Annotated in this window: 14 protein-coding genes, 1 tRNA gene and 2 rRNA genes (1 of these 17 cut by a window edge); 15 read left to right on the top strand and 2 right to left on the bottom strand. The window is 38.4% G+C overall.

Translation table 11 applies throughout. The features are described 5' to 3' along the window. The first annotated feature begins 1 nt into the window (after position 1). A complete protein-coding gene (locus LEUM_RS08390) occupies positions 2–532 on the top strand; it encodes a hypothetical protein (protein ID WP_011680330.1) in 531 nt (176 codons plus the stop codon). 17 nt (positions 533–549) lie between these two features. Here LEUM_RS08390 and rnhC read toward each other — a convergent pair whose 3' ends face one another. Next, on the bottom strand, positions 550–1,461 hold the full coding sequence (rnhC, locus tag LEUM_RS08385; RefSeq protein WP_011680329.1) for a ribonuclease HIII: 912 nt from the start codon (positions 1,459–1,461) through the stop codon (positions 550–552). Between the two features lie 178 nt (positions 1,462–1,639). Between rnhC and LEUM_RS08380 the strand changes: the two genes are divergently transcribed. The 6 genes from LEUM_RS08380 (at position 1,640) to LEUM_RS08355 (ending at position 7,142) form a co-directional block, all read left to right on the top strand. After that, positions 1,640–2,017, top strand: a complete 378-nt coding sequence (locus tag LEUM_RS08380) for a hypothetical protein (RefSeq protein WP_010291083.1) — start codon at positions 1,640–1,642, stop codon at positions 2,015–2,017. Positions 2,018–2,124: 107 nt separating this feature from the next. Continuing rightward, positions 2,125–2,517, top strand: a complete 393-nt coding sequence (locus tag LEUM_RS08375) for a cell division protein ZapA (protein ID WP_011680328.1) — start codon at positions 2,125–2,127, stop codon at positions 2,515–2,517. Next, entirely contained in the window at positions 2,514–3,035 is a 522-nt protein-coding gene (locus LEUM_RS08370; RefSeq protein WP_011680327.1) for a CvpA family protein, read from the top strand. Before LEUM_RS08375 ends, LEUM_RS08370 begins: the two co-directional genes overlap by 4 nt. A gap of 58 nt (positions 3,036–3,093) precedes the next feature. Next, a complete protein-coding gene (locus tag LEUM_RS08365; protein ID WP_011680326.1) occupies positions 3,094–5,496 on the top strand; it encodes an endonuclease MutS2 in 2,403 nt (800 codons plus the stop codon). Between the two features lie 155 nt (positions 5,497–5,651). Next, positions 5,652–6,002, top strand: a complete 351-nt coding sequence (locus LEUM_RS08360) for a hypothetical protein (protein WP_010279689.1) — start codon at positions 5,652–5,654, stop codon at positions 6,000–6,002. Between the two features lie 63 nt (positions 6,003–6,065). Continuing rightward, positions 6,066–7,142, top strand: a complete 1,077-nt coding sequence (locus LEUM_RS08355; protein ID WP_011680325.1) for a hypothetical protein — start codon at positions 6,066–6,068, stop codon at positions 7,140–7,142. Between the two features lie 50 nt (positions 7,143–7,192). On the opposite strand, the gene LEUM_RS08350 is transcribed toward LEUM_RS08355, so the two are convergent. Beyond that, on the bottom strand, positions 7,193–7,519 hold the full coding sequence (locus LEUM_RS08350) for a hypothetical protein (RefSeq protein ID WP_010291209.1): 327 nt from the start codon (positions 7,517–7,519) through the stop codon (positions 7,193–7,195). Positions 7,520–7,775: 256 nt separating this feature from the next. On the opposite strand from LEUM_RS08350, the gene gmk reads away from it, so the two are divergent. From gmk to LEUM_RS08310, 8 genes are all read left to right on the top strand, one after another. Then, positions 7,776–8,372, top strand: a complete 597-nt coding sequence (gene gmk / locus LEUM_RS08345; RefSeq protein WP_011680324.1) for a guanylate kinase — start codon at positions 7,776–7,778, stop codon at positions 8,370–8,372. 10 nt (positions 8,373–8,382) lie between these two features. Continuing rightward, positions 8,383–8,595, top strand: coding sequence for a DNA-directed RNA polymerase subunit omega (rpoZ, locus tag LEUM_RS08340; protein ID WP_011680323.1), 213 nt, complete (start codon positions 8,383–8,385; stop codon positions 8,593–8,595). Between the two features lie 39 nt (positions 8,596–8,634). Beyond that, entirely contained in the window at positions 8,635–9,222 is a 588-nt protein-coding gene (locus LEUM_RS08335) for a peptidylprolyl isomerase (protein ID WP_011680322.1), read from the top strand. Between the two features lie 72 nt (positions 9,223–9,294). Continuing rightward, complete coding sequence (locus tag LEUM_RS08330; protein ID WP_011680321.1) at positions 9,295–9,678, top strand: CvfD/Ygs/GSP13 family RNA-binding post-transcriptional regulator; 384 nt, start codon at positions 9,295–9,297, stop codon at positions 9,676–9,678. Positions 9,679–9,684: 6 nt separating this feature from the next. Further along, positions 9,685–10,056, top strand: a complete 372-nt coding sequence (locus LEUM_RS08325; protein ID WP_011680320.1) for a hypothetical protein — start codon at positions 9,685–9,687, stop codon at positions 10,054–10,056. A gap of 331 nt (positions 10,057–10,387) precedes the next feature. Beyond that, positions 10,388–11,938: ribosomal RNA gene (locus tag LEUM_RS08320) — 16S ribosomal RNA — on the top strand. 114 nt (positions 11,939–12,052) lie between these two features. Then, a tRNA-Ala gene (locus tag LEUM_RS08315) sits at positions 12,053–12,125 on the top strand. Positions 12,126–12,313: 188 nt separating this feature from the next. Continuing rightward, positions 12,314–12,544: ribosomal RNA gene (locus tag LEUM_RS08310) — 23S ribosomal RNA — on the top strand (it continues 2,685 nt past the right edge of the window). The 16S and 23S rRNA genes sit together here with 1 tRNA gene alongside, the layout of an rRNA operon.

The following is a 12,544-nucleotide window of genomic DNA, read 5'->3' as shown; positions in this document are numbered from 1 at the left end:
TATGTCAAAGACAAAAGTATTTATTGCAGGTGTTTTAGCAACTACGGCAGCATATGTTGCTTATAAAGCATTGCCCAAAGATAAGCAGGATGAATTGTCAGCCAAAGCACATAATACGGGTGCATTGCTACGTGATAAGGCTTATGATGCTGCTTACAATGCAGCGGATGTAGCGGCTGATGTGACAGAAAAAGCCAAAGAAAAAACCGCTGCCTTGAAGACGGATAGTCAAGAAAAATATGCTGACCAAATTGACGCTGCAACTGAAAAAATTAAGGATTTAACAGATCAAGCAGCGCCATATGTTGATAAAGCTAAAGATTTTGTTACTCCTTATATTGAAAAAACACAAGATGCACTTACTGATTTACGAGATAAATTCGCCAGTGAGGATATCGAATTAACACAAGATGATGTTGATTTGGAAGAAGCTTTGGCTGATTTGGCCGACGATGAAAATGTAAAAGATGCTGAAGCATCATCGATTAAAGATGACGATACTTCAGAAACAACAGCAAAACCAGAAGCATAAATAAAAAAGCAGAATGTCTATAATAGGCGTTCTGCTTTTTTAGTGTTGGCAAAATGTAGTTTAGCGTAGTGTTTCAAATCAATACCTCGTCGTAATAATTCCGCAGCAACAGTATCAACTTCACGTCCTGCACCAATAGGCAGCTTGATACCAGCTTCGACACTTAATTTAGACATGGCGTCTAACTCTACTACACGAGCTAAGATAGAAGCAGCGGCGACACTCAAATGATATTGCTCTCCTTTAGTAGTGAAGTATACATTTTCATGGATTATCCGTTGTTGCTTGGCATTCTTGAGATAATTAAAGTATGTGCTTTGTTGTGCAAATTGATCAATTAAAATGGCTTGGGGTGTGATTGGGGAAATTTTATCCAATACTTTACCTAAGGCAAAATTATGAGAAATTGCTTTCATCTGGTTCACATTATGCAATGGCTGCAGTTGATTATATTTTTCAGGCATTAAATTAACAACATGATGAGGTAGCTTAGCAATAATTTGAGGAGCAATTTTTTTCATTCTGTCATCTGTTAAGGTTTTGGAGTCAGCAATACCTAGTGCTCGCACCCACTCTAAGTTTTCTTGGGATACATAAACGGCGGCTGTTGTTAGTGGACCAAAATAGGCACCAGCACCTACCTCATCAGAACCTAGAACCGACCAGTTAGCGAAATCAGCTGGAAGAGTTGTGCTCATTTTTTTAGGCGTGTCAAGACTGTGAATTGAATTTGATTGCCACTTAGCAGCCTCAGCACTAGCAGTTTTGCCTTGAAACATGACTTTACCAGAGTAGTAGCCAGTTACAGTGGCAGATCCACTACTAATTGAGAACAAGGCTCCAGTAGGCACTTTCTTACTGGAAAATTGACTATAATAATGAGCCATTTGTTTTAATTTTTGATTATTGACTTGAATAACTTTTTGCATATTAGCAGTATAGCAGTTTTTGGCACTGTGTGTTTAGAAAAAAATTCATCTTATTATTATTGGTTTTCTACTTGTTAGTGATAACATTCTCAAAATCAGTTTGAGATATGTTAATATTATATAATCGCAGTATGGGTTATTGCTGTTGAATTATAGTCACATGGGGAGAAAATAAAGTATGTTAAAAACTAAGTCACTATTAATAGCCATAATAATAGTAGTAGTTTTTGGTGGGGTAGCTATTCTGTTGTGGGAGTTCACGACGGGGGCAGATTACACAGTGGTGAATAAAGATGATGAAAGGAAATTTTATCAGGTTCTTCATAAAACTGATGTGTCTGATAAAATCCTCCAATTTAAAATTAATGATAAAGTGATTAAAGGGGATTCAATACTTTTGAATTTGCCAGAAAATAATAATAAAAAGGTTAGCATTTTAGTTGATAATAATCATATTGATAGGATATTTAAAGTTGGAGATATAATTACGGTAAAACTTAATCGTAGTGTAAAAATTAGAGATAATTTCTATGTTGTGAGCGCCGATATTAAATAATTCATGAAATGAAAGGATAGTCTCCAGTTTCTCCAGTGCTCATTAACTAAACTAACGGTGTTGGTAGTTTTTCCGCGCAATTATGGGATTTATTGTATAATTAAAGTATGACAAAACAACAAAGAAGACAATACAAGGCAACTATTGCCGGTAAAACATATGTTATTTCTGGGGAAGCGAGTCTGCCCCATTTTAAATCAACAGAGGAATTACTTAATAAACAGATTAAGCAAATTAAAGTTGTTGCTCCAAAGTTGTCACAATTGGATCAGGCGATTCTTTTGACATTCAATTCAATATCTGATCAGTTGTATAAACAAGCAGAAATTGATGAATTACGTGAAAAAATAGCTGAAATGCAAGCAGAAATTAATTTGCTACAATCGCAAAAAGAAAGGCTGAAGCCTAAAAAAAGTGCCGTTTCAAGTATTATCGCTACAGCTAAGCAAGAAAGCCGTACGCGCGCATCAAACAAAATATTTAAGGAAACTGACAAATGATTTTATTAGGATTGGCAATAATTTTTATTTTAATTACTATTAGAATGGGTTATCGCATGGGATTAGTCAATGCGGTGCTTCGTTTTATATTGTGGGTAATTGTTTGGTATATTGCCATTAAATTTTCTAAGCCGTTTGGACAGCTATTAACTGATTTTGTCTCGGGGCAATTTGTGCGAACGACAATACCACAGAGTGTTGTTGGTGACGGTTCACAATTTTTAGCATCAGGATTAGTATTTACAATAATATTCATCCTGGGTGGCATTGTTAGTCACTGGATATTAAAATCTTTTAGCGTTGTCCGACACATTCCATTATTGGGATGGTTTGACGCGATCCTCGGTGGTCTGCTGTATGGTATCATGGGCGCTGTTATAGCATTTTTTGCCCTAGAACTACTGTCTGTAATGCCTAACGTCTGGATCCAAGACCAATTCTTAAAAACGCCGCTATTAAACGATATATTAGACAATATGCCATTTTTTGCTAATCAAATATATAATTGGTGGCTATAGAATCTGACATAGAACAGAATCTAGTAACATTTTTGTTCTAGATATTTGGGAAGATAAAATGAATCAAAAAGTACTACAAACATTAGAATATGACAAAATCAAGTCACAACTGAGTGATTTTTTATCAACGCCCATTGGACGACAAGAAGCAGACGCGCTGCAGCCAATTACTGATGTACATATAATTAATTATTGGCTGCAAGAAACAGCAGATGCGATGATGATTGATCGTTTGAAAGGCGGCATCCCGCTAGCTAAATTAGCCGATATCACACCGCATTTGAAAAGACTAAATATTCAAGCAAGTTTAAGTGCTACTGAATTAGCTGAAATAGGAAATGTTTTACGTAATACAAGTGCTATTTCTAATTTTTTCATACAGATGAAAGATGAGTCAATTGGTGAATCTTTAGAAGTGCTTATTGAACAAGCTGAGCAATTAGAAACGTTGCCTGAGGTTACCAAATCAATTCAAACTGCTATTGACTCAACTGGTCGTATTAATGATGAAGCATCATATGAGTTAAAATCAGTTCGAGGCAAAATAGTCGGTCACGAAAATGCCATTAAAAATAAGATGCAGGAATTTACTAAAGGCAAAACTGCACAATATTTGAGTGATCCGATTGTTACTATTCGAAGTGATCGGTATGTTTTACCAGTAAAAGCAGAGTATAGAAGTCAATTTGGTGGTGTTGTTCATGATCAAAGTCAAACAGGATTGACACTTTATATTGAACCACAAGCTGTTGTTGAATTGAGTAACAAACTAAGCGAGCTTCGCGTGAAAGAAAGTGCAGAAGAGCAGCGAGTGTTGCAAGAACTATCAGCAGAATTAGAGCCACATACAAATGAGATTCAACAAAATGTTCAAATTTTAGGGCACTTTGACTTTGTTAATGCCAAAGCGCGGTTAGCAGCCCGCTTAGATGCTATGCAACCAACTGTCAGCGTAGAGAACCACATTAGCTTGCGACAAGCTTGGCATCCACTGCTGGATAAAAAAATTGCAGTAGCTAACGATATAAGCCTTGGGGATAGCTACAAAACTATCATTATTACTGGTCCTAACACTGGTGGTAAAACGATCACGATTAAAACGCTTGGGCTATTACAATTAATGGCTCAATCTGGATTATTTATAACGACAAGGCAACCCTCTACGATAGGTATTTTTGATGAGGTTTTTGCAGATATTGGTGATGAACAATCAATTGAGCAAAACTTGTCTACCTTCAGCTCTCACATGGCCAACATTGTGTCAATGCTTGACCACATTGATGATAAAACATTAGTTATTTTCGATGAACTGGGCGCTGGAACTGACCCGGCAGAAGGGGCGGCACTAGCAATTGCTATATTAGACAAAGTTGCTAGCCTAGGGGCGTATACGATAGCTACGACACACTATCCTGAGTTGAAGTTATACGGTTATAATCGACCAGAAACTAAAAACGCTTCCATGGTGTTTGATGTGGAAACATTACAACCAACTTATCAATTCTTGATGGGTGTGCCAGGACAATCTAATGCTTTAGCAATTGCGAAGCGTTTAGGATTTGGTGAAGATGTCATTGGTGCAGCGATGGCTTTGACTGACGAATCGGATCAAGACTTGAATAATATGATTGCTGATTTGGTTGCACAGCGAGATGAAGTCAAAAAAAATAATGAAGAACTTAGATCACAACTAAAGGCGACGGAAGAAAAGTCAGAAGCCTTAAGCGAAGAACAAAGTAAGTTGGAAAAAGAGCGCGCGCATGTTATTTTAGACGCTAAAAATGAAGCTAATCATATTGTCGCAGCAACCAAAAAACAGGCAGAGCAATTGATTAGTGAAATTCGTAAAGAGCGTTTAAGAGCAGGACAGCGTGGTGAGTTAACTGAGCAAGAACTGCAAGCCAGAAAAGGAAAGCTAGATCAGTTACGGCAGAATGACTCTTTGGAAAAAAATAAAATTTTGCAAAAAGCAAAAAAGGTAAAAGAATTAGCCCCTGGGGATGAAATTACCGTCCGTTCTTACAGCCAGCAGGGTACTTTAGTCAAAAAGCACAAGAATGGTCAATGGGAAGTGGAGATGGGCATTTTAAAAATGCTTGTTGATGAAGACGATATTGTTAAAACTGAAGCAACTGTGAAGGCTCAAAAAGGTAAAGCTAAGAAGAAACAACAAAAAATTATTCGAAAAACAACAAGCAGTGGATCAACGCGGGCTTCTGTAAAATCTTCATTGGACTTGCGTGGTGTACGTTATGAAGCTGCTTTAACCGAGCTAGATCGATATTTAGATACGGCAGTATTAGCAAACATTAGTCCTGTTGAAATTATACATGGAAAAGGCACAGGTGCGTTGCGTCAAGGTGTTACCGAGTTTTTGAGATCTGATCGTCGCGTGAAGTCGTATCATTTTGCTAGTGCAAATGCAGGTGGTGACGGTGCAACGATTGTGGAATTGAAGTAATTTAACTATTGATTAAGAAGAAGGCTTTCTCGTCGAAAGCCTTCTTCTTTCGTAAGAACGGGTAATAAATTGGGATTAATACGACGAACATTGATTGTTCAATTTGATTGATTTTTTATAGTATACTTGTATTGAAACTATTTTAAGGAAAACACATGGCAAAAGAAAAATTTAACTCTCAAGAATTTTTATCATCATTATTTCATTATGCGCACGGATTTAACTTTAATCATATTATTTTTGATGCAAACAGATATAGGGTCTCAGTTAGTTTGATGCGCAGGTCAGCAACATACGGGAATGCAGAAATGTTTTATGTGTCTGCGGATCCAAAGGAATTTGCCCCAGTGATGTCAGCTATTAATAGTGCAATTGAAATTGCCGAATTAGAGGGCAAGCAACAGGCAACCGTTGTCACACCTAATTTAGAGCGTAACGAGCAAGTATTTCAGTTCAAGTTACGCGAGTTTGGTAGTGGGAAGTACAATCTAGATTTGAGTATTTAAAAAGGAGGATGTGTTGAATGCAGATCACGAATTATAAGTGATTTAATTTGATACTTTTATGATATGAAACAAGGGAAATCAGCGCAAATAAAAAAAATGCGTCATATAAAATCAAAGCAGAAATTCACTTCAAAAAGTGTATTGCCAGAATTTAACTACAATGATTTTGCGGGCTTTTTGCGTGCACGATATTATTTGACATACAATACTAAATATTCTACAGAAACATTTGAAGTAGCTTCTTTTTTCTTGGATGACGTGATTGCTACGATTGTGCAACAAAATTTTACAAAATTTACTAGCAACGAACGGGCCACAGTTAATTTGAACGAGGTTATGCAAGCAGCATTAGTGAATAGCGATGATCGTGATTGGCGTTACTTTGTACTGTTGGTACCCGTCTTGTATGATATGCAACAATTCTTGGTAAAAGAAAGTAGTGTTAACAAGAGATTTATCGCTCACGCACCAAAATTTGATATTAATTTTTGGCGTATGATTATGCGCACGGTAATCGCGATTAATTTTTTCAAGTGGCAAGGTAAAGATGTTGCGGAAATGATGAAAACGTCAAACGCCATTGATGAACTGCAATTTAAGTTTTTGTCAGAAAGTGAAGATGATGATGACTTTAATCTTGAAATTATTAATGAAACATTCCGCGGACTATCACCTAAAATGAAGCCTTTGAAGAATACTGATGATGTGCAAAAATTGCAACCATCGTTGTCACCAGACGAAATGCAAACAGAAATTGAATTTGCTGATAAAAGTCTACAAAAGTTCCAAGAAGCTTCTGTTAAAGATGTTGTCAGTGATAATGTCATTAATATGCTTCATGCCTTTCACGAGGGAATGGCACGCGAGTTTAATGCAACTCACAAATTATGGCGAGCAAATTTGTTAAATGCATTTGCTGAAAAACATCTGTTAGATTATTGGACACCACAGTGGCGTGATTTAGATGGCATTGGTGGTGAGGTCAAATCTTATTTAACTTTTTTGAGTAGTAAAAAAGCCCTCACAGGATTAGGTGACCTTGTAGCAGGGACTCTTGATATTGATCGTTATATTGATGTAATTGCGATTAATTCTTTACTTGAAAAGTTAGATATGAAAGATATAGAGAAACTTAGTTAAAGCACAACTATGATTGTGCTTTTTTACGTACACATATGGTTGGTTGACAGTCAATTAAATGAAATGTGTCGAATCATTCCTGGTGTTATATTAGAGAACTTATGAGTCTTATAGGATTGCACAAAAAGCTGGCCATGATTATTTTGGTAAATGTATCCAGACAACTGCGTAATGCGCTCATTGAACAAAGAATCATTGAGCTGAACGGTTACAGGATCAGTTGTATTTAGCGCTAGTTCTAATCGTACAATGATTTCCTGTGCATTTAATTGGCGCTTTAAAGGCACTGCTTTTTTTGAAGCAACGTATTTAATAAGTTTTTGAAGTAAATGATGTAATGGTGCTTGAAATTGATGTTGGACAATATAATTTTGCATACCAGTCTTCTCCACTCGTTATTGTATAAATTTATTATACGAACAAATGTTCAAATAAGCAAATCATGGAAAGTTTCTTAAACGTTTCTTGAATATTATTATGATCATTATGTTGATAAATAGGCATATTCTGTTTATAAAGTCTATATTTGTCTATACGAACAAATATTCACTACAGTGGCTGTATTTATGTTAACATTGATATTGTGGCTGTACATTGCTATAATATTCTTATTAGTTTATAAAGAGGAATATTATGACTCAGCGTGGTTTATTAATCGTACTTTCAGGACCCTCAGGTGTCGGAAAAGGCACTGTACGTAAAGCAATTTTTGAAGAAGAAAGCATTGATTTTCAATATTCGATTTCCGCTACAACACGTCAGCCCCGTGCTGGAGAAGTAGACGGTGAAGATTATTTCTTTGTAACCCGTGAACAGTTTGAAGAAAAAATTAATAATGGTGACATGTTAGAGTATGCAAAATATGTCAGCAACTATTACGGAACACCTAAAAGCTTTATAGACGAGACGTTGGCGAGCGGGCGTGATGTTTTTTTGGAAATAGACGTACAAGGTGCCTTGCAAGTTAAATCAAAAATGCCAGAAGGTATTTACATATTTTTGACACTTCCGGATTTGGCAAATCTACGCGACCGTTTGGTCGGTCGTGGTACAGATTCTGCTGATGTGATTGAAAAACGAGTTGCAGCGGCGCGTGACGAACTTAAAATGATGATTAATTACGATTATGCTGTTGAAAACGATGTGGTTTCAAACGCAGTTGAACGAATCAAATCAATCATTACAGCAGAACGCCTACGCGTAACGCGTGTATTTGATAAGATACAATAAGGAGAGAGACATGTTACTATATCCATCAGTTGATAAGCTATTAGAAAAAGTTGACTCACGCTATAAGCTAATTGCTTTAGGCGCAAAGCGTGCTCGTGAATTGGATGCTGGTTTACCAGCAACTCAAGAAACATTTGAATCGAATAAGTCTGTTGGGCAAGCGTTAGAAGAAATTGAAAATGGCGCTGTCATTATTGACCCCAAATTTGAAGACGAAGTATAAACGCCACTAGGCGTTTTTTATAATTTTAGGAGAAAATTCATGGTAGATTATCCACAATTAGACGCTGCTAATTATAGTGGCCCTGTTGCAATTTTTAAAACAAATAAGGGTGATATTAGAATTAAATTGTTTTCTGATATTGCGCCAAAAACTGTCGAAAATTTCATTACACATGCAAAAAATGGATATTACAACAATGGCATTTTTCATCGTGTGATCAGTGACTTTATGATTCAAGGTGGCGATCCTGAAGGAACCGGTATGGGCGGTGAAAGTATTTGGGGCGGCAGTTTTGAAGATGAGTTTAGCGATCGTTTGTTTAATACGTATGGGGCTCTTTCGATGGCTAACGCTGGTCCTAATACGAATGGATCGCAGTTCTTTATTGTACAGGCATCTAATTTTCCATCACAAATGGTTTCGGCATTGCGTGATTTACCGGCAGAGGTAGCTGATTTTTATCGACAAAAAGGTGGTACACCATGGCTTGATGGCAAACATACTGTGTTTGGTCAAGTGATTGAAGGATTAAATATTGTCGATGAAATAGCGAAAGTAAAAGTTGATATGGCGGATAAGCCACGTGTAGACGTAGTTATCAATACGATTGAGATAGCAGGTGCATAACCTGCTTTTTTTATTGTTCAAAAGAACGAACAACTAAGAGACCATGATATAATGAAACATAGAGGCAAAATAATGAAGTATTCTGTAGGTCAAAAACTAAAAGGACGCATAACAGGGATTCAACCATATGGGGCATTCGTATCATTAGACGATCACACACAAGGATTAATTCATATTTCGGAATGTAAATCTGGTATTGTCCGTGATTTGAATGGTGAATTAAAAGTGGGCAAAGAAGTCAATATCGTAATTATGGATATTGAACAGTATAATGGCAAAATAAGTTTATCATTGCGTCAAGATGAAATGATAAACACTAACAAAAAAATGATGGGCAAAAACCACAATTTTAAAAAACGTTTTTGGACAAACTATCATTTAGAATACGGCTTTACATCTATTGCTAATAAACAGAATGAATGGATTGAAGAGGCACTTGAGCGTCTCGGAAAGTGAGTAAATATGTCGTTGATAGCAGTTACAGCAATTGCAGTGAAAGATAATCTACCTTATTTTTTGGTACAAAAAAAAGAAAATGGCTACCAGTTCTTCACTACAAAGATGCATAAACACAATAATGATACATCCTTGGGAGCAGCACTACGCGGTTTAAAAGAGTTGGGGGCAGTAAATTTTGATGATTGGCGTCTTGGTGAATTGACTAGCGTGGAAGTTGAGGGTGAGTTGTTATCAATTTATTCTTTTGAGGTAAAAGATACTGAGAAGATTGAACAAGAATTAAATTTTAAACTTAAATTCATGCCGGCCAATAAGATTCATGAGCTCTTAAAAACCTTAAAAACCACATTATTTGTCAGTTTTGAAGAAAATTGAAAAAAAGGTTGACTTTTTTAATAAAGCGAGTATAGTTATAGGAGTTGTTTCTTACGAAGCAGCAACGCAAGGGCAGTGAGGTCGACGAAAACTTCTTAAAAGAAGTAGTTGACAAAGCGAAACGAGCGTGGTAAGATAATATAGTTGTCTCAGCGACAACGAGTAGCACATTGAAAACTGAACAAAACTTTGAACAAACGAATCTGTAGCTGTTACGTAAAGTAACAAAAACAAATTTGCGAAGTCAATTCGTAACAAACAATAAACGGATTACGTTATAGAGATATAGCGAAATATAGTCAGTTTAATCGAAGAGCAATCTTCAAATTTTCAAATTGAGAGTTTGATCCTGGCTCAGGATGAACGCTGGCGGCGTGCCTAATACATGCAAGTCGAACGCACAGCGAAAGGTGCTTGCACCTTTCAAGTGAGTGGCGAACGGGTGAGTAACACGTGGACAACCTGCCTCAAGGCTGGGGATAACATTTGGAAACAGATGCTAATACCGAATAAAACTTAGTGTCGCATGACACAAAGTTAAAAGGCGCTTCGGCGTCACCTAGAGATGGATCCGCGGTGCATTAGTTAGTTGGTGGGGTAAAGGCCTACCAAGACAATGATGCATAGCCGAGTTGAGAGACTGATCGGCCACATTGGGACTGAGACACGGCCCAAACTCCTACGGGAGGCTGCAGTAGGGAATCTTCCACAATGGGCGAAAGCCTGATGGAGCAACGCCGCGTGTGTGATGAAGGCTTTCGGGTCGTAAAGCACTGTTGTATGGGAAGAACAGCTAGAATAGGAAATGATTTTAGTTTGACGGTACCATACCAGAAAGGGACGGCTAAATACGTGCCAGCAGCCGCGGTAATACGTATGTCCCGAGCGTTATCCGGATTTATTGGGCGTAAAGCGAGCGCAGACGGTTTATTAAGTCTGATGTGAAAGCCCGGAGCTCAACTCCGGAATGGCATTGGAAACTGGTTAACTTGAGTGCAGTAGAGGTAAGTGGAACTCCATGTGTAGCGGTGGAATGCGTAGATATATGGAAGAACACCAGTGGCGAAGGCGGCTTACTGGACTGCAACTGACGTTGAGGCTCGAAAGTGTGGGTAGCAAACAGGATTAGATACCCTGGTAGTCCACACCGTAAACGATGAACACTAGGTGTTAGGAGGTTTCCGCCTCTTAGTGCCGAAGCTAACGCATTAAGTGTTCCGCCTGGGGAGTACGACCGCAAGGTTGAAACTCAAAGGAATTGACGGGGACCCGCACAAGCGGTGGAGCATGTGGTTTAATTCGAAGCAACGCGAAGAACCTTACCAGGTCTTGACATCCTTTGAAGCTTTTAGAGATAGAAGTGTTCTCTTCGGAGACAAAGTGACAGGTGGTGCATGGTCGTCGTCAGCTCGTGTCGTGAGATGTTGGGTTAAGTCCCGCAACGAGCGCAACCCTTATTGTTAGTTGCCAGCATTCAGATGGGCACTCTAGCGAGACTGCCGGTGACAAACCGGAGGAAGGCGGGGACGACGTCAGATCATCATGCCCCTTATGACCTGGGCTACACACGTGCTACAATGGCGTATACAACGAGTTGCCAACCCGCGAGGGTGAGCTAATCTCTTAAAGTACGTCTCAGTTCGGATTGTAGTCTGCAACTCGACTACATGAAGTCGGAATCGCTAGTAATCGCGGATCAGCACGCCGCGGTGAATACGTTCCCGGGTCTTGTACACACCGCCCGTCACACCATGGGAGTTTGTAATGCCCAAAGCCGGTGGCCTAACCTTTTAGGAAGGAGCCGTCTAAGGCAGGACAGATGACTGGGGTGAAGTCGTAACAAGGTAGCCGTAGGAGAACCTGCGGCTGGATCACCTCCTTTCTAAGGATAATCGGAAAGCGACAGGGACTTAAGTGTCAATTTGTTTGTTTCAAAGTTTTGTTTAGTTTTGAGTGTGATACTTTAATAGGTATCATGGTCTCAAAGTGATCCTATGGGGAATTAGCTCAGCTGGGAGAGCACCTGCTTTGCAAGCAGGGGGTCAGCGGTTCGATCCCGCTATTCTCCATAGCTAGTCGAAAGGCTAGCATGTTGTACATTGAAAACTGAATAGTAACAAATTCTTTTAAAAGCAATCGTAAGATTGCACTAAAATGAACCGAGAAACAACACAAAAAGTTCTTTAAAAAGAACGGTTTAATCGCAGGTCTGAAAAATGACCAACTCATAAACTTAAACCACAACTTCGGTTGTATAGGTTAAGTTAATAAGGGCGCGTGGTGAATGCCTTGGCACTAGGAGCCGATGAAGGACGTGACTAACTACGATAAGCTTTGGTGAGCGGTAAGTACGCTATGACCCAAAGATTTCCGAATGGGGAAACCCAACTCGTAAGAGTTGTCTGTATCTGAATACATAGGATATTTGACGGAATACGCTGTGAACTGAAACATCTCATTAGCAGCAGGAGCAGAAAGAAAAATCGAT

The sequence above is a fragment of the Leuconostoc mesenteroides subsp. mesenteroides ATCC 8293 genome (assembly GCF_000014445.1).
GTDB classification, from domain to species: Bacteria; Bacillota; Bacilli; order Lactobacillales; family Lactobacillaceae; genus Leuconostoc; species Leuconostoc mesenteroides.
Note: the sequence above shows the minus strand (reverse complement) of the source record. Positions and strands in the feature narration are given on the sequence as shown.